Source organism: Agromyces cucurbitae (genome assembly GCF_058349945.1).
The window spans coordinates 171,911-195,026 of record NZ_JBYRES010000004.1 but is presented as its reverse complement, the minus strand read 5'-3'; the positions used below and the strand labels follow the sequence as shown (position 1 = coordinate 195,026).

General features: G+C 72.3%; 20 protein-coding genes. 15 read left to right on the top strand and 5 right to left on the bottom strand.

Going from position 1 to position 23,116, the window contains the following annotated elements:
• The first annotated feature begins 54 nt into the window (after positions 1 to 54).
• The 7 genes from AC3RJ6_RS15515 to AC3RJ6_RS15485 all read left to right on the top strand — a co-directional run bounded on the left by AC3RJ6_RS15515 (position 55) and on the right by AC3RJ6_RS15485 (position 5,759).
• Complete coding sequence (locus AC3RJ6_RS15515; protein ID WP_491428001.1) at positions 55 to 801, top strand: 3-hydroxybutyrate dehydrogenase; 747 nt, start codon at positions 55 to 57, stop codon at positions 799 to 801.
• Positions 798 to 1,697: an alpha/beta hydrolase gene (locus AC3RJ6_RS15510; RefSeq protein ID WP_491428000.1), complete on the top strand. Its 900-nt coding sequence runs from the start codon at positions 798 to 800 to the stop codon at positions 1,695 to 1,697. Before AC3RJ6_RS15515 ends, AC3RJ6_RS15510 begins: the two co-directional genes overlap by 4 nt.
• Positions 1,694 to 2,497, top strand: coding sequence for a CoA transferase subunit A (locus tag AC3RJ6_RS15505; RefSeq protein ID WP_491427998.1), 804 nt, complete (start codon positions 1,694 to 1,696; stop codon positions 2,495 to 2,497). Before AC3RJ6_RS15510 ends, AC3RJ6_RS15505 begins: the two co-directional genes overlap by 4 nt.
• A 3-nt stretch (positions 2,498 to 2,500) precedes the next feature.
• Complete coding sequence (locus AC3RJ6_RS15500) at positions 2,501 to 3,142, top strand: CoA transferase subunit B (protein WP_491427997.1); 642 nt, start codon at positions 2,501 to 2,503, stop codon at positions 3,140 to 3,142.
• 3 nt (positions 3,143 to 3,145) lie between these two features.
• Positions 3,146 to 4,204 carry an alpha/beta fold hydrolase gene (locus tag AC3RJ6_RS15495; protein ID WP_491427996.1) on the top strand — a complete coding sequence of 353 codons (1,059 nt, stop codon included), beginning with the start codon at positions 3,146 to 3,148 and terminating at the stop codon, positions 4,202 to 4,204.
• A gap of 117 nt (positions 4,205 to 4,321) precedes the next feature.
• Complete coding sequence (gene ispG, locus AC3RJ6_RS15490) at positions 4,322 to 5,452, top strand: flavodoxin-dependent (E)-4-hydroxy-3-methylbut-2-enyl-diphosphate synthase (RefSeq protein WP_491428339.1); 1,131 nt, start codon at positions 4,322 to 4,324, stop codon at positions 5,450 to 5,452.
• A gap of 76 nt (positions 5,453 to 5,528) precedes the next feature.
• On the top strand, positions 5,529 to 5,759 hold the full coding sequence (locus AC3RJ6_RS15485) for a hypothetical protein (RefSeq protein ID WP_491427995.1): 231 nt from the start codon (positions 5,529 to 5,531) through the stop codon (positions 5,757 to 5,759).
• 39 nt (positions 5,760 to 5,798) lie between these two features.
• Here AC3RJ6_RS15485 and AC3RJ6_RS15480 read toward each other — a convergent pair whose 3' ends face one another.
• Entirely contained in the window at positions 5,799 to 7,220 is a 1,422-nt protein-coding gene (locus tag AC3RJ6_RS15480; protein ID WP_491427994.1) for an RNB domain-containing ribonuclease, read from the bottom strand.
• A gap of 9 nt (positions 7,221 to 7,229) precedes the next feature.
• Positions 7,230 to 8,240, bottom strand: a complete 1,011-nt coding sequence (locus AC3RJ6_RS15475) for a hypothetical protein (RefSeq protein ID WP_491427993.1) — start codon at positions 8,238 to 8,240, stop codon at positions 7,230 to 7,232.
• Positions 8,241 to 8,292: 52 nt separating this feature from the next.
• On the opposite strand from AC3RJ6_RS15475, the gene AC3RJ6_RS15470 reads away from it, so the two are divergent.
• Positions 8,293 to 10,056: a proline--tRNA ligase gene (locus AC3RJ6_RS15470; RefSeq protein ID WP_491427992.1), complete on the top strand. Its 1,764-nt coding sequence runs from the start codon at positions 8,293 to 8,295 to the stop codon at positions 10,054 to 10,056.
• Between the two features lie 589 nt (positions 10,057 to 10,645).
• Positions 10,646 to 11,569 (top strand): endonuclease domain-containing protein, encoded by a 924-nt coding sequence (locus AC3RJ6_RS15465; protein WP_491427991.1) that lies wholly within the window; start codon positions 10,646 to 10,648, stop codon positions 11,567 to 11,569.
• Positions 11,570 to 11,809: 240 nt separating this feature from the next.
• On the opposite strand, the gene AC3RJ6_RS15460 is transcribed toward AC3RJ6_RS15465, so the two are convergent.
• Entirely contained in the window at positions 11,810 to 12,886 is a 1,077-nt protein-coding gene (locus tag AC3RJ6_RS15460; RefSeq protein WP_491427990.1) for a potassium channel family protein, read from the bottom strand.
• 98 nt (positions 12,887 to 12,984) lie between these two features.
• On the opposite strand from AC3RJ6_RS15460, the gene AC3RJ6_RS15455 reads away from it, so the two are divergent.
• A complete protein-coding gene (locus AC3RJ6_RS15455) occupies positions 12,985 to 14,079 on the top strand; it encodes an LOG family protein (RefSeq protein ID WP_491427989.1) in 1,095 nt (364 codons plus the stop codon).
• Between the two features lie 179 nt (positions 14,080 to 14,258).
• Positions 14,259 to 16,283 (top strand): PhoX family protein, encoded by a 2,025-nt coding sequence (locus AC3RJ6_RS15450; protein WP_491428338.1) that lies wholly within the window; start codon positions 14,259 to 14,261, stop codon positions 16,281 to 16,283.
• A 202-nt stretch (positions 16,284 to 16,485) separates the two neighbouring features.
• Here the strand turns inward: AC3RJ6_RS15450 and AC3RJ6_RS15445 are convergent, their stop codons facing one another.
• Positions 16,486 to 17,628 carry a glycosyltransferase gene (locus AC3RJ6_RS15445; protein ID WP_491427988.1) on the bottom strand — a complete coding sequence of 381 codons (1,143 nt, stop codon included), beginning with the start codon at positions 17,626 to 17,628 and terminating at the stop codon, positions 16,486 to 16,488.
• A gap of 25 nt (positions 17,629 to 17,653) precedes the next feature.
• Positions 17,654 to 18,256 (bottom strand): TetR/AcrR family transcriptional regulator, encoded by a 603-nt coding sequence (locus tag AC3RJ6_RS15440; protein ID WP_491427987.1) that lies wholly within the window; start codon positions 18,254 to 18,256, stop codon positions 17,654 to 17,656.
• A 157-nt stretch (positions 18,257 to 18,413) separates the two neighbouring features.
• Between AC3RJ6_RS15440 and nusA the strand changes: the two genes are divergently transcribed.
• From nusA to rbfA, 4 genes are all read left to right on the top strand, one after another.
• A complete protein-coding gene (gene nusA / locus AC3RJ6_RS15435) occupies positions 18,414 to 19,412 on the top strand; it encodes a transcription termination factor NusA (protein WP_491427986.1) in 999 nt (332 codons plus the stop codon).
• Between the two features lie 48 nt (positions 19,413 to 19,460).
• Positions 19,461 to 19,724: a YlxR family protein gene (locus AC3RJ6_RS15430; protein WP_491427985.1), complete on the top strand. Its 264-nt coding sequence runs from the start codon at positions 19,461 to 19,463 to the stop codon at positions 19,722 to 19,724.
• Positions 19,725 to 19,824: 100 nt separating this feature from the next.
• The gene (gene infB, locus AC3RJ6_RS15425) at positions 19,825 to 22,590 is read left to right on the top strand and encodes a translation initiation factor IF-2 (protein WP_491427984.1); all 2,766 of its coding nucleotides are present in this window, start codon (positions 19,825 to 19,827) and stop codon (positions 22,588 to 22,590) included.
• Between the two features lie 57 nt (positions 22,591 to 22,647).
• On the top strand, positions 22,648 to 23,115 hold the full coding sequence (rbfA, locus tag AC3RJ6_RS15420; RefSeq protein WP_491427983.1) for a 30S ribosome-binding factor RbfA: 468 nt from the start codon (positions 22,648 to 22,650) through the stop codon (positions 23,113 to 23,115).
• The last annotated feature ends 1 nt before the right edge of the window (position 23,116 follow it).

The following is a 23,116-nucleotide window of genomic DNA, read 5'->3' as shown; positions in this document are numbered from 1 at the left end:
ACATCCCGCCCCACCCACCACGCCGCGCGGGGGCGCGGCCAGCAAGGAGGAAACGTGACCGATCTGACCGGACGGCGCGCCGTCGTCACCGGGGGAGCGAGCGGCATCGGCGCGGCGTGCGCCCGGGCGTTCGCGAACGCCGGCGCGCACGTCGTCATCGCCGACCTCGACGGCGCCGCCGCGGCCGCGCTCGCCGACGAGCTCGGCGGCGAGTCGTGGGCCGTCGACCTCGCCGACACGTCGGCGCTGGCGGGCCTCTCGCTCGACGCCGACATCCTCGTGAACAACGCCGGCATCCAGCACGTGCGCCCGATCGAGGAGTTCGAGCCCGAGCGGTTCTCGTTCATCCTCCGGCTCATGCTCGAGTCGCCGTTCCTGCTGATCCGGGCGGCGCTGCCCGGCATGTACGAGCGCGGCTTCGGGCGCATCATCAACCTGTCGAGCGTGCACGGCCTGCGCGCCTCGCCGTACAAGGCGGCGTACGTCGCCGCGAAGCACGGCCTCGAGGGGCTCTCGAAGGTGACCGCGCTCGAGGGCGGCCCGCACGGCGTGACCTCGAACTGCATCGATCCGGGCTACGTGCGCACCCCGCTCGTCGAGAAGCAGATCGCCGACCAGGCGCGCCTGCACGGCATCACCGAGGAAGAGGTGCTGCCGCGGATCATGCTCACCGAGTCGGCGATCAAGCGCCTCGTCGAGCCCGCCGAGGTCGCGAGCCTCGCACTGTGGCTCGCGGGACCCGACGCGGGCATGGTGACGGGCGCGAGCTGCACGATGGACGGCGGATGGAGCGCGCGATGACCGGCACGGCCTTCACCGCCCCGGTCGTGGGCGGCGCCATCGCGGGCGGCGTCTGGCATGCGGATGCCGCGGGGCCGCCGATCCTCGCGGTGCACGGCATCACGGCGAGCCATCGCGCGTGGGACCAGCTCGCCGACGGGCTGCCCGAGCGGCGGGTGATCGCGCCCGACCTGCGCGGACGGGGACGCAGCAACCGGCTGCCGGCGCCGTACGGGCTCGAGCAGCACGCCGACGACCTCGCCCGCGTGCTCGACGCGCACGGCGTCGAGCGGGCGTACGTCGTCGGGCATTCGATGGGCGCCTTCGTCACCGTTCGGCTGGCCGAGCGGCATTCCGATCGCGTCGCGGGCGTCGCCCTCGTCGACGGCGGCCTGCCGATCCCGGCGCCCGAGGGCGTGGCGCCGGAGGACCTGCCGGCGCTGCTGCTCGGCCCGGCGCTCGAGCGGCTCGCCATGACGTTCCCCGACCGGGCGGCGTACACCGCCTTCTGGCGGAGGCATCCGGCGCTCGGGCCGTACTGGAGCGACGCGATCGAGGCGTACGTCGACTACGACCTCGAGGGTGAGGCGCCCGAGCTGCGCAGCTCGGCGAACGCCGACGCGGTCGCGGTGAACGCGCTCGAGCTCGACGGTTCGGCGGGCTACGCCGAGGCGCTCGCCGCGCTGCCCGGCCCGGTCGACTTCTTCCGGGCGCCGCGGGGGCTGCAGGACGGCGCGCCGCTCTACTCGGAACCGCTCGTCGCCGCCTCGGCGGCGAGGCTTCCGCAGCTCGTCGTCCACGAGGTCGACGACGTCAACCACTACACGATCCTCATGTCGGCCTCCGGCACCGGTAGCGTGATCGATGTGATCCGCACCCGCATCCAGGCCGCGGAGACACAGGAAGGTGCATCGTGACACTCGACAAAGTCGTCGGGTCCGCCCAAGAAGCGGTCGCCGACATCCCCTCAGGAGCCAGTCTCGCCGTCGGCGGGTTCGGGCTCTGCGGCATCCCGATGGTGCTGATCCAGGCCCTGCTCGATGCAGGGGTCGACGGGCTCTCCGTCGTCTCGAACAACTGCGGCGTCGACGATTGGGGGCTCGGCGTGCTGCTCGCGAAGCAGCGCATCGCCAAGATGACCTCCTCGTACGTCGGCGAGAACAAGGAGTTCGAGCGGCAGTACCTCTCGGGCGAGCTCGAGCTCGAGCTCACCCCGCAGGGCACGCTCGCCGAGAAGCTGCGGGCCGGCGGCAGCGGCATCGCCGCGTTCTTCACGCAGACGGGCGTCGGCACGCAGGTCGCCGAGGGGGGACTGCCGCGCCGCTACCACGCCGACGGCACGATCGCCGTGGCGAGCCCGCCGAAGCCCGTGCAGACCTTCGAGGTCGCGGGCGAGCCGCGCGAGTTCGTGCTGGAGGAGGCGATCACGACCGACTTCTCGCTCGTGCACGCGCTCAGGGCCGACCGCTTCGGCAACCTCGTGTTCGACAAGTCGGCCCGCAACTTCTCGCCGCTCGCGGCGATGGCGGGCCGCGTCTGCATCGCCCAGGTCGAGGAGCTCGTCGAGCCCGGCGACCTCGACCCCGACGCCGTGCACCTGCCCGGCGTGTACGTCGACCGCGTGGTCGTCGTCGGCCCCGACATCGAGAAGCGGATCGAGCGCCGGACGGTCTCGGTCGAGAAGGCGGCGTCGCGCGAGATGCCGGAAGGAGCCTGAGCCATGGCACTCACCCGCCTCGAGATGGCGGCCCGCGCCGCCCGTGAACTCAGCGACGGATCGTACGTCAACCTCGGCATCGGCCTGCCCACGCTCGTGCCGAACTACGTGCCCGAGGGCACGACCATCCTGCTGCAGTCGGAGAACGGCATCCTCGGCGTCGGGCCGTACCCGACCGAGGACGCGGTCGACCCCGACCTCATCAACGCCGGCAAGGAGACCGTGACGGTGCTGCCCGGCGCCGCGTACTTCGACTCGGCGCTCAGCTTCGGCATGATCCGCGGCGGCAAGATCGACGCAGCCATCCTCGGCGCCATGCAGGTCTCGGCTCGCGGCGACCTCGCGAACTGGATGATCCCCGGCAAGATGGTGAAGGGACCGGGCGGCGCGATGGACCTCGTGCACGGCGCCCGCCGCCGCATCGTGCTCATGGAGCACGTCGCGAAGGACGGCTCGCCGAAGATCGTGAACGAGTGCTCGCTGCCGCTCACCGGCAAGGGCGTCGTCGACCGCATCATCACCGACCTCGCCGTCATCGACGTCACGGCCGACGGGCTCGTGCTCGTCGAGTGCGCACCCGGGGTCACGGTCGACGAGGTCGTCGCCGCGACGGAGCCGCCCCTCGACACCGCCGCGGTCGGGTAGGCCGTGGTCGACACGATCCTGCCGGGCATCCGGTCCCGGCAGGTGGCCACGTCGCGCCTTCGGGCGGGGGTGCTCGAGCGTCCTGCGGCGCCGGGCGAGCCGACGGCGACGGTCGTCCTCGTGCACGGCAACGTCTCGTCGTCGCTCTTCTGGCAGCCGGTCATGCTCGCGCTGCCGGCCTCGGTCCGTGCGATCGCGATCGACCTGCGCGGATTCGGCGACAGCGAGACGCTGCCCGTCGATGCCACGCGCGGGGTGCGCGACTTCTCCGACGACGTCGCCTCGGTCATCGACGAGCTCGGCCTCGGCGCCGTGCACCTCGTCGGCTGGAGCATGGGCGGCGGCGTCGCGATGCAGCTGCTCATCGACCGGCCCGAGCTCGTCGCGAGCCTCACGCTGCAGTCGACCGTGTCGCCGTACGGCTTCGGCGGCACCCGGCTCGACGGCTCGCTGCTCGCCGCCGACGGCGCCGGCACCGGCGGCGGGGGAGCGAACCCCGACTTCGTCGCCCGCCTCGCCGCGGGCGACCGCAGCGAAGAGGCGCCGACCTCGCCCCTCGCGGTGTACCGGTCGAGCTACGTCGCACCCGGCTTCGCCTCGGAGCACGAGGCGATCTGGGTCGCCTCGATGCTCACGACCTCCGCCGGCGTCGACAACTATCCGGGGGATGCCTCGGGGTCGACGAACTGGCCCGGCTTCGCGCCCGGCGGGCGCGGGGTGCTCAACACGATGGCGCCGGTGCATTTCGACACGTCGGGCATCGTCGACGTCGCCTCGAAGCCGCCCGTGCTCTGGATCCACGGCGCCGACGACGCGATCGTCGGCGACGCGTCGTTCTTCGACCTCAACCAGCTCGGCAAGGCCGGCGTCATCCCGGGCTGGCCCGGCGACGAGCTCGCGCCGCCGCAGCCGATGGTGGCCCAGACGCGGGCGGTGCTCGCCCGCTACGCGGAGCGCGGGGGCGCGGTCACCGAGGTCGAGCTCGCGGGGTGCGGCCACTCGCCGCACCTCGAGCGGCCGGCGGAGTTCCTCGCGGCGCTCGTCGCGCTCGTCGACGTCTGACGTCGGCGGATGCCGCAGGCCGTCTCGATCCGCGGCATCCGCCCGGGCATCCCGCTCGCAGCCGGCACCCGCCCGGGCGCAACTAGACTTGGGGACGTGCCTGCTGTGAATCTCGGAATGCCGAAGGTCCCCGAAGTCCTGGCCCCTCGACGCAAGTCGCGCCAGATCAAGGTGGGCAAGGTGCTCGTCGGCGGCAACGCCCCGGTGAGCGTCCAGTCGATGACCACGACCCCGACGACGAACATCAACGCGACGCTGCAGCAGATCGCCGAGCTCACCGCCTCGGGCTGCGACATCGTGCGCGTCGCCGTGCCGAGCCGCGACGACGCCGAGGCGCTGCCGATCATCGCGAAGAAGAGCCAGATCCCGGTCATCGCCGACATCCACTTCCAGCCGAACTACGTGTTCGCCGCGATCGACGCCGGCTGCGCGGCGGTGCGCGTGAATCCGGGCAACATCCGCAAGTTCGACGACCGCGTCGGCGAGATCGCCGCCCGGGCGAAGGCCGCGGGAGTCTCGCTCCGAATCGGCGTGAACGCGGGGTCCCTCGACCCGCGACTGCTCGAGAAGTACGGCAAGGCGACGCCCGAGGCGCTCGTCGAGTCGGCCGTGTGGGAGGCGTCGCTCTTCGAGGAGCACGACTTCCACGACTTCAAGATCTCGGTCAAGCACAACGACCCCATCGTCATGGTGAAGGCGTACCGCATGCTCGCCGAGCGCGGCGACTGGCCCCTGCACCTGGGCGTGACCGAGGCCGGGCCGGCGTTCCAGGGCACGATCAAGTCGGCGACGGCGTTCGGCATCCTGCTGGGCGAGGGCATCGGCGACACGATCCGCGTCTCGCTGTCGGCCCCGCCCGTCGAGGAGGTCAAGGTCGGCCTGCAGATCCTGCAGTCGCTGAACCTCCGCGAGCGCAAGCTCGAGATCGTCTCGTGCCCGTCGTGCGGACGGGCGCAGGTCGACGTCTACACGCTCGCGAACGACGTGACCGAGGGCCTCAAGCACGTCACGGTGCCGCTGCGCGTCGCGGTCATGGGCTGCGTCGTGAACGGCCCGGGCGAGGCCCGCGAGGCCGATCTCGGCGTCGCGAGCGGCAACGGCAAGGGCCAGATCTTCGTCAAGGGCGAGGTCATCAAGACCGTGCCCGAAGCCGAGATCGTCGAGACCCTCATCGCCGAGGCGCAGCGCATCGCCGACGAGATGGGCACGGACGCGCCGGTCGGCGCCCCGACCGTCGTCACGCCGTAGCCGCGCCCGCCGCGCACGAGTAGGGTGTGCGCACACGGATGCCCCGCCGGCATCCGTCGGCGAGAGGAGACCCGCGATGCGTGGCGACGACGGCCGGTTCGAGTATCCCGATACGGCGGGCTACCCCGACGGCATGGGCACCCTCCACGAGGGTGTCGATGACGACGACGAGACCGACGACGACGACGAGACCGACGACGACGACGAGACCGACGACGACGAGACCGACGACGACGCGGCGACGGCGGCCGAGGGCGACCTCGAACGCTTCGCCCTCGACGACGAAGCGGACGCCGAGGGCGTCTGAGCGCCCGGGGCCCGCAGGGCGCACCGCGGTGCGCGCGCCTCAGACCGCGTCGAACCGCACCGCTCCCGTGCCGATGTCGGCGGCTTCGAGCACGACCTCGATCGCGCCGCCGGGAGCGGCGGTCGCCGGCGCGGGGCAGCTCGCGGTGACCGCGGGCGTCTCGAGCTGGAAGACCGCTCGTTCGCCGCGCAGCTCGAGCACCGTCGCGGTGAAACGCTCGCCGACGCGGTCGCGCAGGAGCGCCGCCTCGACCCTGGCGATCGCCTCGGCGCCGAGCCGCCCCGCGCGCTGCTCGGACGCCGCCATGATCGCGGGCAGCTCGACGAGCGAGGAGCGCGCCCATGCCGGGACCTCGCGTCCGGCGACGATCGCCTCGCACACGACGAGGCCCCATCGGTCGACGAGCCGGCGGATCGGCGCGGTCACGTGCGCGTACGGCGACGCGAGCGCGGCCTGCATCGTGTCGGCGGGCGGCTCGCCGTCGAAGGCCGCGTAGCCGGCACCGCGGAACAGTCCGCTCGCGGCCTGCAGCACCGCGAGCACGACGGGGTCGGCACGGTCGAGGCTGCGGAGGTACTCGCCGTACGACTCGCCCGCGGGCCAGGGGCGCCCGAGCGCCTCCGTCTGCCGCCGGAACGCGGCGAGCCGCTCCTCGTCGGGGCTCGGCATCGTGCGGAGGATGCCGACCCGTGCCTCGAGCATGATGGCGGCGGCGGCCATTCCGGCGAGCAGCGAGAGCTGGGCGTTCCAGTCCTCGACCGGCAGCGGCGTGCGGCGCTCGAGGCCGTAGCCGCCGTCGCTGCGCACGATCTCCTCGTCGGGGGTGTTGAGGCTCGCCCCGCCGCGACGGCGCTCCTGGTCGATGCGCGCGCGCCCGATCTCGCCGAGCAGCGCTGCGGGCGACTCGCGGTCGCCGCCGTCGATGAGGGCCTGCGCCGCCGGGTAGTCGAGGCGCGCCCGTGAGCGGACGAGCGCGCGCTCGAGCCCGGTGGCCTCGAGCGCGCCGTCGGCGGCGAGCTCGAACCGCCAGACGAACGCGCTCCGGTCGACCCCCGGCAGCAGCGACGCGCGATCGTCGCCGATGACGGGCGGATGCAGCGGCACGCGCCCGTCGGGGGCGTAGAGCGTCTGCCCGCGCTCGCGCGCGGCGCGGTCGACCGCGCCGTCGGGTCGCACGAACGCCGGCACGTCGGCGATCGCGTAGTGCACGAGATAGCCGTCGCCGTGGCGCTCGAGGTGCATCGCCTGGTCGAGGTCGGTCGAGTCCGCCGGGTCGATCGTCGCGAACGGCAGGTCGCGCAGGTCCCGGCCGGGTGCGTCGGGGCGAGCGGCCTCGGCCTCGGCGACGACGTCGGGCGGGAACCCGTCGGGCAGCCCCATCGACGCCCGGAGCTCGGCGAGCGAGGCGGCGAGCTCGCTCTGCGCGACGGACGGGGCGAGATGCGGTCGGCGGGCGGGCATGCGCCCAGCCTACGAGTCGCCGGCCGGCCCGAGCACTCGCGAGAGGTGCCGCAGCACGGCCTCGCCCCAGTCGGCCGTCTCGTCGTCGGTGGCCTGGGCGAGGCAGCCCGACCAGGTCTGCGCGCGGTTGACCGCCTGCGTCGTCTCGGCCGCGGCGACGAGCGCGGCCCACTCCTCGTCGTCGAACCGCGCGACCGCGGCCCACGAGTCGCGGAAGCCCGCGACGACGGGAGCCGGGTCGATGCCGCCGTGCTCCATCACCGCATACGGCACGAGCACGGCTTCGATCGGGTGCGCCCACTGCGCGTCGCCGAAGTCGAAGAGCCGGAGCCCGCCCGCCGCATCGCCCGGGTCGAACACGTTGCCGGGGTGCAGGTCGCCGTGCTGCAGCGTGGCCGGCAGCCCGCTCGCGTGGAGCGTCTCGGCGGCCCGCTCGACTCGGTCGGCTGCGCCCGTGAGGGCGTCGGCCGTCGCGGCATCGGGCGACGAGGGGTGGCCCGGCGGCAGCGCGAGCACCAGTTCGAGCATCTCGGCGTACCGCGCCGGCACGGTCGCGGGGGAGCAGTCGGGCACCCCGGCGGCGAGCAGCTCGGTCGAGCGGCCCGCGACGGCCCGCTGCAGTCGCGCCCATTCGGCGACGACGCGCGACCAGTCGCGCGCGTCGGGGTCGTGCCGATCCGCGAGCGTCGGCCCGCGGTCGGCGGTGAGCATCCAGCCACGGGCGCGGTCCGCCGCGACGGGGGCGTCGACGTCGTCGGGCAGGAGGGCCGCGAGCGCCGACTGGAGCGCCGGCTCGAACGACTGCGCCCGGCAGTTCGCCTTGAACCAGAACCGTTCGGGGCCGGCCGGCCCCTCCGCCTCGACGACGAGCTGCGTGGACCACGGCCGCACCCGCGGCTGCCGGGTGCGGACGACGGCGGCCCCGCGGGCCGCGAGGGCGTCGCCGATCCACCGCTCGGCCTCGGTGCGCCACCCCGCGGAGGAGACCTCGACGGAGAAGGGCGTGCTCGACTCATCCATGACGTGCACCCTAGGGCACGAGGCATCCCGGTGTCGTCAGTACAATCGTCGGGTGCCCACACGCCTTTCGAACTTCTTCCTCCGCACCCTTCGCGAAGACCCGGCCGACGCCGAGGTCGTGAGCCACAAGCTGCTCGTGCGCGCCGGCTACATCCGGCGCCAGGCGCCGGGCATCTTCGCGTGGTTGCCGCTGGGCCTGCGCGTGAAGGCGAAGATCGAGCGCATCGTCCGCGAGGAGATGGAGGCGGCGGGTGCGCACGAGGTGCACTTCCCGGCGCTGCTGCCGCGCGAGCCCTACGAGGTCACCGGCCGGTGGACCGAGTACGGCGACGCGCTCTTCCGGTTGCAGGACCGCAAGGAGGCCGACATGCTGCTGGCCCCCACCCACGAAGAGGTCTTCACGCTGCTCGTGAAAGACCTGTACACCTCGTACAAGGACCTGCCGCTCACGATCTACCAGATCCAGGACAAGTACCGCGACGAGGCGCGTCCGCGCGCGGGGCTCCTGCGCGGCCGCGAGTTCACCATGAAGGACGCCTACTCGTTCGACGTCGCCGACGAGGGGTTGGATGCCTCATACCAGGCGCAGCGCGACGCCTACGAGCGCATCTTCACGCGCCTGGGCCTCGAGTACGTCATCGTGCAGGCCGACGCCGGCGCGATGGGCGGCTCGAAGAGCGAGGAGTTCCTGCACCCGACGCCCGTCGGCGAGGACACGTTCGTGCGCTCGGCCGGCGGCTACGCCGCGAACGTCGAGGCGTTCCAGACGCTCGCACCCGAGCCGCTGCCGATCGACGGACAGCCCGAGGCGCGCATCTTCGACTCGCCGAACACGCCGACGATTCTGAGCCTCGTCGACCACGTCAACGACCACGAGTCGCGCACCGACCGCTCGTGGCACGCGGCCGACACGCTCAAGTGCGTCGTGCTCGCGCTGACCCACCTCGACGGCACCCGCGAGCTCGTCGTCGTCGGCATGCCCGGCGACCGCGAGGTCGAGATGAAGCGCGCCGAGGTCGCCTTCGCCCCGGCCGAGGTCGAGGCCGCCACCGAGTCGGACTTCGCGAAGCATCCCGCGCTCGTGAAGGGCTACATCGGCCCGTGGTCGCCCGAGGGTCCCGTGCTCGGCGAGGAGTCGGCGACCGGCATCCGGTTCCTCGTCGACCCGCGCGTCGTCGACGGCACCGCCTGGGTGACCGGTGCGAACCAGCACGAGCAGCACGTGCTCTCGCTCGTCGCCGGGCGCGACTTCACCGCCGACGGCGTGGTCGACATCGCCGACGTGCGCGCCGGCGACCCCGCGCCCGACGGCTCGGGCCCCGTCGAGCTCGCCCGCGGCATGGAGATCGGCCACGTCTTCCAGCTCGGCCGCAAGTACGCCGAGGCGCTCGGGCTCAAGGTGCTCGACGAGAACGGCAAGCTCGCGACCGTGACGATGGGCTCGTACGGCATCGGCATCACCCGCATCCTCGCGATCATCGCCGAGCTGCACAACGACGACAAGGGCCTCGTCTGGCCGGCCTCGGTCGCCCCGTTCGACGTGCACGTGCTCGCGACCGGCAAGGACCAGGCCGCGTTCGACGCCGCCGAGCGCATCGTGGCCGACCTCGAGGCCTCGGGACGCGACGTGCTCTACGACGACCGTCCCAAGCTCTCGCCCGGCGTGAAGTTCGCCGACGCCGAGCTCATCGGCGTGCCGACGATCGTGATCGCCGGCCGCGGCGTGGCCGACGGTGTCGTCGAGGTCTGGGACCGCGAGTCGGGCGAGCGCACCCAGGTGCCGATCGACGGAGTCGTCGCGGCGCTCGGCGCCTGACGAAGTCCGCGCGGCGCCCCGCGCTCGGCGCCTGACGAAGTCCGCGCGGCGCCCCGCGCTCGGCGCCTGACGAAGTCCGCGCGGCGCCCGCGCTCGGGCGTCGCGCGTTCTCGCCGAGTCGGTTCGCGTTCGCGTTCGCGCCGAGTCGGTTCGCGTTCGCGTTCGCGCCGAGTCGGTTCGCGCTCGCGTTCGCATCTGCGTTTCGCGAGTGGGCGCATATTGCCCTTCGGATGGGGCTGAGAGGGCGATTTCTGCCCGCTCGTTGGCGTCGCGCGTGTTCGCCGGGATCGAGTGGGCGCATTTGGCCCTTCGGAGGGGGTTGAGAGGGCGATTTCTGCCCGCTCGTTGGCGTCGCGCGTGTTCGCCGGGATCGAGTGGGCGCATATGGCCCTTCGGAGGGGGTTGAGAGCGCGATTTCTGCCCGCTCGTTGGCGTCGCGCGTGTTCGCCGGGATCGAGTGGGCGCATATGGCCCTTCGGAGCGGCTTGAGAGGGCGATAGCTGCCCACTCGGACGAGTCGCGCGTCTGCGCGCGATCGGCCTGTGGATGACTCCGCCGGTGATGGCGGCGAGCAGGGCATGCTCTCGGAATGGCCCGGCGCACCCCGATACCCTCGCATCTGCATCGACGCGCGTTCCGGGCGACCGCCGATGGGGGTGCCGGGCTGAGCCCGAAGCGGCTGCGCGGGAGCGACATCGATCGACCATTTCACGGAGTCCGCAGCATCGGCATCGATCTCGAGACGCTTCTCGGACGTTGCCGGGCGTACGTCCCGCGGCTCCGCGAGGGCGAGGTGTTCAGCCACACCACTGCCGCCCTGATCTATCGACTGCCCCTGCCGCGCCGCTTCGAGGGGGAATCGATGCTGCACATCGCGTCGGGTGATGGGACGCGCCCGCGCCGCCCCAACGTTCAGGGCCATCGTATTCGCAGGATGCATTCCGCGTGGTTCGAGGGTCTGCCCGTGAGCTCGCCAGCGGAAACGTGGCGAATGCTGGAGGGAATGCTCGACCTCCCCGATCTCGTCGCCGTCGGTGATGCGCTCGTCTCAGGCGAACGACTCGCTCGTGGAGTGCGCAGGGCGCCGCTGTGCTCGATCGAAGAACTGCGCGCCGCGATCGAGCGGCACCGCCCGGCCCGAGGCACGAACCGACTGCTCGAGGCGCTCGCGTTCGTGCGTACCGGTGTCGATTCGCGCCGGGAGACCCATACGCGGCTGTTGATCGTCGCCGCCGGCTTCGCCGAGCCCACGATCGCACCGACGGTGATCGTCGCGGGCGGGAAAGCGCTTCACCCCGACCTCGGATATCCGGCTCGGAGGGTCGCGATCGAGTACGAGGGCGAGGAACACCGCCGCGATGTCCGTCGATGGCGCGATGACATCGCCCGTCGTCGCGCGCTCGAAGCTGCCGGCTGGGTGGTCATGAGGGTCACCATCGACGACCTCCGCGATCCGCGAGCGTTTCTCGCGGATCTCGCCGCCGTACTCAGGGCGCGCGCCGAGGAGGCATAGGGGCGGCGCAACGACCGATTGCCTCCCGCGCGCTCGTCAGCGCGTCGCTGAAGTGGTGGGCGCGGGTCGCCCTTCAGACGTGTCGGAGACGGGGACGACAGGGTGTGAGTGGGCGCGTATCGCCCTTGAGACGTGTCGGAGAGGGCGATATCCGCCCACTCGAGGAGAACGGCGGCGGAGAGGGGGACGCAAGGGGTCGAGCCCCCGAATGCCGGACCCCGGATGCGAAGGCGAGCGTGATCAGCGTCCGGGCGACGCGTCCGCGAGGAGGCTGCGAAGCTCTGCCGCGGTCGCCTCGGACTGGGCGATCAGGGCCTCCAGCCTCGCGCTGAGTTCGGCCGGCGAAGCGGCGCCCGTGCCCGTCGTCGCGTCGAGGCCCGCGGACATGCCGCCGTCGACCGGCCCGGCATCGCGCTCGCCGTTCGCGCCGGCCTGGACCGCGCCCGACACCGCCCCGGCTGCGACGCCGGCCGCAGCGGCATCCGCGACGCCGTTGCGAGCGTTCGACGAGCCCGTCGCCGCTGACGTCACCGGGGCGCCCTCGGCCGAGCCGGCTGCCGCATCCGCGCTCGCGGCGGTGTCCGCGGACGCGACGGTGTCCGCGCCCGTCGCCGACGCCGCACCCTCCGGCGACGGGGCAGCGGCCTCCTCTTCCTTCTGCGGTCCGAGGAACAGGTTCGCGAGGTAGCCCGTGAACGTGCCGAAGATGCCGACCCCGACCACGATGATCATCGCGCCGATCAGGCGCCCGAGGTTCGTGACGGGGTATTGGTCGCCGTACCCGACCGTCGAGATCGTCACGATCGTGTACCAGAGCGCGTCGGAGGCGGTCGTGATGTTCGCGCCCTCGGCGTCCTCCTCGACGGCGAGGATCGTGATGCTGCCGAACTGCAGCACGAGCACGCCGAGGAGCAGCAGCGTCATCAGCGTGCTGTTCGCACGATCGTGGATGAGCGTGTTCCAGATCTTGCGGGGCCCGACCTCACGCAGGAGCCGGAAGACGCGGAGCAGCCGGAAGATGCGCAGGATCTTCAGCTGCGGGAAGGGCAGGCTCGCGAGCAGGTCCGCCCAGCCGAAGCCGCGGAAGAAGTACTTCGACGCGGACGGCGCCGTCGTGATGCGGTAGATGAAGTCGCACAGGAAGATGAGGCTGAACAGGGCGTTCATCGCCGAGAGCACGACCTGCAGAGCCCGATCGTCGCGCATGACGTACACGAGCACGAGGTTCAGGATCGAGAGGACCGACAGGATGCCGATGAAGATCTCGTACGCGGTGTTCTTGAGCTCTGATCGCACCCGATTGCGTGTCCTGGCCATCTCGGTTCCTTCGGCTCGTGCGGCCCGATCGGCCGTCTGCTCATGATTCTGCAGGATGCCTCGGGCTCGGTCGTGGCGCGGCATGCGAGGCTTGGCACATGAGCATCGCCGATCGAACGCCCGCCACGGGGGAGACGCCGCAGTCCGACGACCTCGCCGCGAAGATCGAGGCGCTGCTCGACGAGGCGGGCGTGCGCGGCAACCGCAGCCTCGTGCGGCGGATCGTGGCGAGCGGACTCGGTCTCGGGCTCGACGGCACCGACCGGCTCGACCTCAAGATCTCGGCCGCCGCGCTCGAGGAGATGCGGAGCGCGTTCCGGCTGTTCGCGCCGTTCGACGGCGTGCCGAAGGTCACCGTGTTCGGTTCGGCGCGCACCCAGCCGCGCGACCCGCTGTACCGGCGGGCCGAGGCGGTCGCCGCCTCGCTCGCTGGGGACGGTTGGATGGTCGTGACGGGCGCGGGGCCCGGCATCATGCAGGCGGCCGCGCACGGCGCCGGACCGGAGCGCGCGATCGGCATCTCGATCCGGCTGCCCTTCGAGGAGCGCCCGAACGCCGTGTTCGACGTCGACCCGAACCTCGTGTCGATGAAGTACTTCTTCACCCGCAAGCTCATGCTCATGAAGGAGTCGCGCGGCTTCGTGTGCCTGCCGGGCGGCTTCGGCACCCTCGACGAGACCTTCGAGCTGCTCACCCTCCAGCAGACCGGCAAGGCCGAGCCGGTGCCGATCGTGCTGCTCGACGCGCCCGGCGGCGGCTACTGGCAGGGCCTCCGCCGGTACGTCGAGGAGCAGCTGGTGCCGCTCGGCATGATCGCCCCCGATGACCTCGACCGCGTGCTCATCACCGACACGGTCGACGCCGCCGTCGCGGAGATCACGCGGTTCTGGCGCAACTACGACTCGCTGCGCTGGGTCGGCGACCGGCTCGTGCTTCGCCTGAACGCCGAGCCGACCGACGCCGAGATCGACGAGCTCAACGAGCGGTTCGGGTCGCTGTGCGCATCGGGTCGCATCGAGCGCACCGCCCCGCTCGGCCCCGAGCGCTCCGACGACGACGAGCTCGACCACCCGCGGCTCGTGCTGACGCTCGACCCCCGCAAGGTGGGCGAGCTGCACCGCGTGATCCGGGCGATCAACGCCTTCGACTCGGCACCCGACACCGCGACGCCGCCCACGGTCGCGGGGGAGTAGCCGCGCCCCGGCGGCGGCCGCCCGAACCGAGCGTTGCCCGGCTCGTCACCGCGCGTTCACCGAGCGGACCGCTCACGGTCGCCCTGCGGCGGGACGCTCGACGCGACCGCCGAGAGTGAGGACCCACCGTGACCCTGGCCGACCCGACCCGCCGATCGCTGCCGATCGTCGACCTGCCCATGGCCGACCACGCGCGCGGCAAGCGCTCGCCCGTGACCTGCCGGCTGAAGTGCGCCGACGCGTGCCTCGGTCCCGAGTGCAACACCTCGGGCAACCCCGAGTTCCGCTCGCTCGCCTCGGCCGCCCTCAGCCGCCGGGCGCTCCTCGGCCTCGGCGCGGCCGGAGCCCTCGCGCTCGCCGCGGGCAGCGCCTTCCGTCCCGACTCGGCGCAGGCAGCGGCGCTCGCGAGCGGGCCTGCCGCCGCGGCATCCGGTCTGCCCTTCGAGCCCATCGAGCCGGTCTCGCACCTCGTCGACGAGTTCACCGTGCCGGCCGGCTACCGCTGGCGGGCGCTCGTGCGCTGGGGCGACCCGATCTTCCCGGATGCTCCCGGCTTCGACCTCCACGGCCAGACCGCGGCCGCGCAGGCGCGACAGTTCGGCTACAACAACGACTACCTCGACGTGATCGCCGACCGCGGCGGGCTCACGGGCCTGCTCGTCGCGAACCACGAGTACGTGAACCCGGGCATCATGTTCCCGCCGTCGAGCGACCCCGCCGAGCTGCGTCGGCGCAGCGAGCTCTACAAGGCCGCGCAGGGCATGTCGGTCGTCGAAGTCGAGCGCGACCGGGTGGGCGGGCCGTGGCGCATCGTCACGGGCGGCGCGCGCAACCGCCGCGTCACGGTCGAGACGGAGTTCGCCCTCACCGGCCCGGCCGCGGGCTCGGAGCTCGTGAAGACGGCGGGCGACCCGACCGGCACCGTCGTGCACGGCACGCTCGGCAACTGCGCCGGAGGTACGACCCCGTGGGGCACGGTGCTGAGCGGCGAGGAGAACTTCAACGGCTACTTCCGGGCGGCGCCCGACACCGCGGCCCGCAAGCGCTACGGGTTCGCCGATGCCGCGACCTCGACCGGCTGGGAGACCTGGGACCCCCGCTTCGACGGGGCGGCGCCGGGCTACGAGAACGAGTCGAACCGGTTCGGATACATCGTGGAGATCGACCCGCAGGACCCGACCTCGACGCCCGTCAAGCACACCGCGATGGGCCGCTTCAAGCACGAGGGGGCGAACGTGCGCATCGCCGAGGACGGCCGCGCCGTCGCCTACATGGGCGACGACGAGCGCGGCGATTACCTCTACAAGTTCGTCTCGAAGCACACGTTCAACCCGAAGGACAACCCGGGCGCCCGCAAGCAGAACCGCCGCCTGCTGAGCGAGGGCGACCTCTACGTCGCCCGCTTCAGCGGCAACTCGCCGGCGGCCGAGATCGACGGCACCGGCAAGCTGCCGAGCGACGGCGCCTTCGACGGTTCGGGGCAGTGGATCGCGCTCACCCGCAAGGGCGAGAGCGTCGTGCCGGGCATGTCGGTCGAGGAGGTGCTCGTCAACACGCGCCTCGCGGCCGACCTCGTCGGCGCGACGAAGATGGATCGCTGCGAGGACGTCGAGCCGCACCCCACGAGCGGCCGGGTCTACATCGCGTGCACGAACAACACGCAGCGCGGCACGGCGGGCAAGCCGCCGGTCGACGAGCCGAACCCGCGCGCGACGAACCGCGACGGCCACGTCATCGAGCTGACCGAGCTCGCGGGCCAGTCGGGCGAGCGGTTCGCCTGGAGCATCCTGCTGCTCTGCGGCGACCCCGCGTCGATCACGCAGACCTACTTCGCGGGCTATCCGAAGGACCAGGTGTCGCCGATCTCGTGCCCCGACAATGTCGCGTTCGACAGCGAGGGCAACCTCTGGATCTCGACCGACGGCGCGCCCTCGACGATCCGCAGGAACGACGGGCTCTTCAAGGTGCCGCTCGAGGGGCCCGAGCGGGGCCGCGTGCAGCAGTTCCTGTCGGTGCCGCGCGAGGCGGAGACCTGTGGTCCGGTGATCCGCGCAGCGGAGGGCGTCGTGTTCGTCGCCGTGCAGCACCCGGGCGAGGAGGGTTCGTTCGCCTCGCCGAGCTCGCTGTTCCCCGACTACGGCTCGACGGCGCCGGGCGCGGTCGCCGCGCCGCGGCCGTCGGTCGTGCAGGTCTGGCGCGCGTAGGGCGCGCCGGTTCCGCCGCGTGGGGGCGCGGCGGCAGGGGCGGATGCCGCGTGGTGGGGGCCGCGCGGCATCCTGCTGTCCGTCCTGATCGGTGCGGGGGCGCAGCGCCGCTCGCACCGGGCGCCCGTCGGAGCGGTTCGCGGGACGCCGCGGTGCGATCAACGCCGCGACGGGCGCGCGATGCGCACGGCCGGGATGCCGTTCACGCCTCGCCGCTCGGCCGAGGTGCTCGCTGCCGGACTCCGCCGACGCGCTCGAGCACGTCGGCCGAGGCCGCGGCCGCGTCGGTCGCGCGGAGGCGTCGCCCGATCGCGGCCGCGGCCGCCCGCATGCGATCGTCGGCGAGGGCCGCGACGACGGCCTCCGCGATGCGGTCGGCGCTCGAGCGCTTCGGCAGCCGCAGCCCGGCCCCGGCGGCCTCGACGGCCCCGGCCACCATCGGCTGGTCCATGAGCGGGTGCATCGGCAGCGCGATCACGGGCACGTCGTGCGCGAGGGCCCGGAACGTCGTCGAGTGCCCGCCGTGCCCGATGACGAGCGACGCCGCCGGGAGCACGGCCGCATGGTCGGCGCGATCGACGACCTCGACGTTCGGCGGCACCTCGAGCGGCCGGTCGGGCGCGAGGCCGCCGAGCGTGACGAGTCCGCGCACGGGCAGCCCGCCGAGCGCGGCGACGGCGCGCTGGTACACGTCGCTCTGGCCGGGGAACCACGTCGTGCTGAGGCTCAGCACGACGAGCGGGCGGTCGGTGCCGCGCCCGGCGGGCACGCCGCGCTCGAGCGAACCCGCCCACTCGACCTGTGCGGATGCCGCGTGCTGCTCGTCGCCGTCGGGGTCGAGCCGGGCGTCGCTGATGACGAGTCGCGCCGCCGCCGCCCGCCACTCGCGGGCGGGGTCGGTGCCGCGAAGCCGCGCGATCGTGCCCACCGGCCCACGGACGTAGCTGCGGCGGAAGAACCGGTGGAAGCTGTGGAAGAGCACGGTCTCCGCCACGCCGGCCGTGCGCGAGGCGCGGCCCGACCCCGCCATCATGCAGTCGACGAGCGAGGCGTCGGCGTCGAGACCGGCGAGCCGCTCACCGACCTCGCGCTCGACCGCGGGATCGGCGGCGAGCCGCACGACGTCGTCGATCACGCGCGGAACGCTGCGTCGTCGGCCCGAGTCCCAGCCGCCGAGCGAGTCGAGCCGGGTGAACGCGAAGCCGCGGGCGTCGGCGCGGTCGCGGACCGACTCGGGGCCGAGCACGTGCACGGCGTGACCGCGCCCGGCGAGCTCGTCGGCGATGGCGAGCGTGGGCGGCAGGTTGCCGCCGGCGTCGACGGTGATGACGGCGAAGGTGCCCATGGTGTCTTCTCGATTCGAGGCGGGGTCAGCGTCGAGCGGGGGTGGCCTGCTCGAGCACGGCGCCGACGAGCCGCAGCATGCGGTCGCGCACGTGTGCGCGGTCGAGGCCGCGGTCCCGGCGCCAGAGCTTCCAGGTGTAGACGTCGGTCGCGGCGACGAGGAGGTCGACGACCTCCGTGCGTGCGTCGGCGTCGAGGCGGTCGAGCGCGGGGGCGAAGGCGCGCTCGACCCAGTCGCGGTGCAGGGTGCGACCCGTCGCCGTGACCTGGAGCGCCACCGGCTCCCAGCCCTCCTGGCCGAGCAGCAGCAGGGTGCCGTCGCCGCGTCGTTCGTAGTGGTCGAGCAGCAGGTCGACTGTGCCCTCGAGGTCGTCGGGGTCGGCGGGGCGCTCGGCGAGCACGATCGCCCTGCCGTGCTCGATCGCGGCGTCGAACAGGCCGTCGCGCGAGCCGAAGCAGCGCAGCACGGTCTGCACCGACACGCCGGCCCGATCGGCGACCGCGGGCAGCGTGCATGCGGCGATCGGCACCTCGTCGGCGAGGGCGATCGTGGCCTCGAGGATGCGGAGCCGGGTCTGCGCCGCCTGGTCGGCGCGCGCCCGCATGGTGTAGCTGCGCTTCTCTTTCATCTCACCCCTCATTAACGCCGAATCGGTATTCGATGTCAATAGGCATTCACGCGAAAATGTCGGGCGCCCGCGCGTGACGTCCGCTCGCGGCATCCGATACGCTTGAATGTCCGCTCCGAGGGGAAGCGGCCTGAGAGCTGAATAGAGGAGGCCGGCGATGGATATCGACCTCAGCATGCTTCGCATGGTGGAGCGCGAGAAAGAGATCCCGTTCGACGAACTGGTGCAGATCATCGAGCAGGCGATCCTGATGGCCTACCTCAAGCACCAGAACCCGAACCAGCACGGGCATTCGAACCCGAACGGCGCCCGCGCCGAGCTCGACCGCAAGACCGGGCACGTCACGATCTACGTGCCCGAGGTCGACGACGAGGGCAACGTCATCGGCGAGGCCGACGACACCCCGAACGACTTCGGACGCATCGCCGCCTTCGCGGCGAAGCAGGTCATCATGCAGCGGCTGCGCGACATCGCCGACGACGCCGTGCTCGGCGAGTTCCGCGGGCGCGAGGGCGACATCGTCGCGGGCGTCATCCAGCAGGGCCCGAACCCGAAGATGGTGCACATCGACCTCGGCACGGTCGAGGCGATCCTGCCGCCCGAAGAGCAGGTGCCGGGCGAGGAGTACCCCCACGGCCAGCGCATCCGCGTCTACGTGACGAGCGTCGCGAAGGGGGCCAAGGGCCCGTCGATCACCGTGTCGCGCACCCACCCCGCGCTCGTGCGCAAGCTCTTCGCGCTCGAGGTGCCCGAGATCGCGTCGGGCGTCGTCGAGATCGTCTCGCTCGCCCGTGAGGCGGGGCACCGCACGAAGATCGCCGTCCGCGCGAACCAGCCGGGCGTCAACGCGAAGGGCGCCGCGATCGGCGAGCTCGGCCAGCGCGTGCGCGCCGTGACCGCCGAGCTCGGCGCCGAGAAGATCGACATCGTCGACTGGTCCGACGACCTCGCGACGTTCGTCGCGTCGGCGCTCTCGCCCGCGAAGGTGACGAGCGCCTATGTGATCGACGAGCAGACGCGCGCCGTGCGTGCGCTCGTGCCCGACTACCAGCTCTCGCTCGCGATCGGCAAGGAGGGGCAGAACGCCCGCCTCGCCGCGAAGCTCACGGGCGCGAAGATCGACATCCAGCCCGACTCGATCCTCGAGCAGGGCTGACCCGCCGCGAACCGGTTCGGAGCCCGGCCGGCGTCGCGTCGGCGGGGCATGAGCGCAGAGTGTAAGATGGAACCCGTCAGAACGTGCATCGGATGCCGTTCGCGCGCCCCGCGATCCTCACTCATGAGGGTCGTTCTCCAAGATTCCCAGGTGACCGCAGATGATGCGGCCGTGCTTCCGGGGAGGGGTGCGTGGTTGCATCCGACGCTCGAGTGCTACCGCCTCGCGGTCCGGCGCCGTGCCTTCGCACGAGCGCTCCGCGCCCGCGGCGAGGTGAGCACCGCCAACGTAGAGAACAGGCTGAACGGCTAGTGATCACCAATGAGTGACAAGTAATGAGCGGCTCGAAATGAGTCCCGTCCGCCATTGATGGTCTGCCCCTGTCCGGGTGCAGGCCCGGAACAGGAGAGAAGTGGCTGCCAAACCACGCGTACACGAGATCGCATCCGAACTCGGTGTCGACAGCAAGATCGCCCTTGAGAAGCTCAAGGAGATGGGCGAGTACGTCAAGGGACCGTCCTCGTCGATCGAACCCCCCGTCGCACGTCGCCTGAAGGCGGCGCTCGAGGCCGACGGCGCCGCGAAGGCCGCTGCGCCCGCGGCGACCCCGGCCGCGCCCGCCAAGGCCGCGGCGAAGCCGGGCCCGAAGCCCGGCCCCAAGCCGGCCGCTGCGCCGGCGCCGGCGCCCGCCCAGGGCGACGCGCCCCTCACGGTCGCCGAGCGTCAGGCCCAGGCCGAGGAGAAGGCGGCGCAGGCCGCCGCCGAGAAGGCCGCGGCCGAGCAGGCCGCCGCGGAGAACGCACCCGCCCCGGCGAAGTCCGGTGACGCGGTGAAGCCCGGCGCTGCCGCCCCGAAGCCCGGCGCGGTCCCGCGCCCGGCGCCCAAGCCCGGTGCGCCGCGCCCCGGCAACAACCCGTTCTCGAGCTCGCAGGGCATGGGCCAGCGTCCCGCCCAGCCGCGCCCGGGCAACAACCCGTTCTCGAGCTCGCAGGGCATGGGCCAGCGCCCGACTCCGGGCAACATCCCGCGGCCGCAGGCCCCTCGTCCCGGCTCGCCCCGCATCGGCGCGCCGCGTCCGGCGGGTGCCGGTCGTCCGGGCGGCTTCCAGCGTCCCGGCGGCGCGGGCGCACGCCCGGGCGGCGCCGGCGCCGGTGCAGGCGGCGGCGGCTTCCAGCGTCCCGGCGGCGGCTTCGGCGGCCCGCGCCCCGCGGGCGGCGGCGGTCGTGGTCGTGGTCCCGGCGGCGGCACGGCCGGCGCGTTCGGTCGTGGCGGCGGCAAGTCGAAGGCTCGCAAGTCGAAGCGCACGAAGCGGCAGGAATTCGAGATGCGGGAGGCTCCGTCGCTCGGCGGCGTGAGCGTTCCCCGCGGTGACGGCAACACCGTCATCCGCCTGCGCCGCGGCGCCTCGATCTCCGACTTCGCCGACAAGATCGACGCGAACCCCGGTTCGCTCGTCACGGTGCTGTTCCACCTCGGTGAGATGGCGACCGCGACCGAGTCGCTCGACGAGGCCACCTTCGAGGTACTCGGCGCCGAGCTCGGCTACAAGATCCAGGTCGTCTCTCCCGAGGACGAGGACAAGGAGCTCCTCGAGGGCTTCGACATCGACCTCGACGCCGAAGAGGCCGAGGAGACCGACGAAGACCTGCAGCCCCGCCCGCCGGTGGTCACGGTCATGGGCCACGTCGACCACGGTAAGACCCGACTCCTCGACGCGATCCGCAACGCGAACGTCGTCGCGGGCGAGGCCGGCGGCATCACCCAGCACATCGGTGCGTACCAGGTGCACACCGAGCACGAGGGCAGCGACCGCGCGATCACCTTCATCGACACCCCGGGTCACGAGGCGTTCACCGCCATGCGTGCCCGTGGTGCGCAGGTCACCGACATCGCGATCCTCGTGGTCGCGGCCGACGACGGCATCATGCCGCAGACGATCGAGGCGCTGAACCACGCGCAGTCGGCGAACGTGCCGATCGTGGTCGCGGTCAACAAGATCGACAAGCCCGACGCCAACCCGGCGAAGGTGCGCCAGCAGCTCACCGAGTTCGGCCTCGTGGCCGAGGAGTACGGCGGCGACGTCATGTTCGTCGACGTGTCGGCTCGCGAGGGCACCGGCATCCAGGAACTGCTCGACGCGGTCCTGCTGACGGCCGACGCCGGGCTCGACCTGCGTGCGAACCCCGACAAGGCGGCACGCGGTGTCGCGATCGAGGCGAAGCTCGACAAGGGCCGCGGCGCCGTGGCGACCGTGCTCATCCAGTCGGGCACGCTCAAGGTCGGCGACGCGATCGTCGCGGGCACGGCCTACGGTCGCGTCCGCGCCATGGCCGACGAGAACGGCGACCCGGTGACCGCGGCGACCCCGTCGCGTCCGGTGCAGGTGCAGGGCCTCTCGAGCGTTCCGCGCGCCGGCGACACGTTCCTCGTCACCGACGAGGACCGCACCGCCCGCCAGATCGCCGAGAAGCGCGAGGCCGCCGAGCGCAACGCGCAGCTCGCGAAGGCCCGCAAGCGCATCTCGCTGGAGGACTTCACGCGTGCGCTCGAAGAGGGCAAGGTCGAGGCGCTCAACCTCATCATCAAGGGCGACGTGTCGGGTGCCGTCGAGGCGCTCGAGGAGTCGCTCATGAAGATCGAGGTCGACGACTCGGTGCAGCTGCGCATCCTCCACCGCGGTGTGGGTGCCATCACCGAGAGCGACATCGACCTCGCCACGATCGACAACGCGATCGTGATCGGGTTCAACGTGCGTCCCGACGTGAAGGCGCGCGAGCGCGCCGCCCGTGAGGGCGTCGACGTGCGCTTCTACTCGGTCATCTACAACGCGATCGACGACATCGAGAACTCGCTCAAGGGCATGCTCAAGCCCGAGTACGAAGAGGTCCAGTCGGGTGTCGCCGAGATCCGCGAGGTGTTCCGCTCCTCGAAGTTCGGCAACATCGCCGGTGTCATCGTTCGCAGCGGCACCATCACGCGCAACGCGAAGGCCCGCGTCATCCGCGACGGCGTCGTGGTCGGCGACAACCTCGCCATCGAGTCGCTGCGTCGGTTCAAGGACGACGTCACCGAGGTCCGCACGGACTTCGAGGCGGGCATCGGCCTCGGCAAGTACAACGACATCCAGGTCGGCGACGAGATCGAGACCATCGAGATGCGCGAGAAGCCTCGCGTCTAGACCGATCGGCCCGGGGCGGCTCGCCGCCCCGGGCTTCTTTCGGAAGGAGACACCATCATGGCTGATCCGGCACGCGCCAGGAAGATGGCCGACCGCATCAAGGAGATCGTCGCCCGTCGTCTCGACAAGGGCCTGCGCGACCCCCGCCTGGGATTCGTCACGATCACCGACGTCCGCGTCACGGGCGACCTCCAGCACGCGAGCATCTTCTACACGGTGTACGGCACCGACGAGGAGCGCCGCGACTCGGCGCTCGCGCTGAAGGCGGCCACCGGGATGCTGCGCAGCGAGGTCGGTCGCAACATCACGGCGCGGCTCACGCCGTCGCTCGAGTTCATCGCCGACGCGATCCCCGAGAACGCCGAGCACATCGAGGAGCTGCTGCGCGAGGCGCGCACCCGCGACGAGGCGACGACCGCGCTCGCGGCGACTGCCGAGTACGCGGGCGAGGCCGACCCGTACGTCAAGCCCCGCGAGCTCGACGACGAGGCGGACGACGAGTTCGACGAGGCCGACGCGCGCTGAG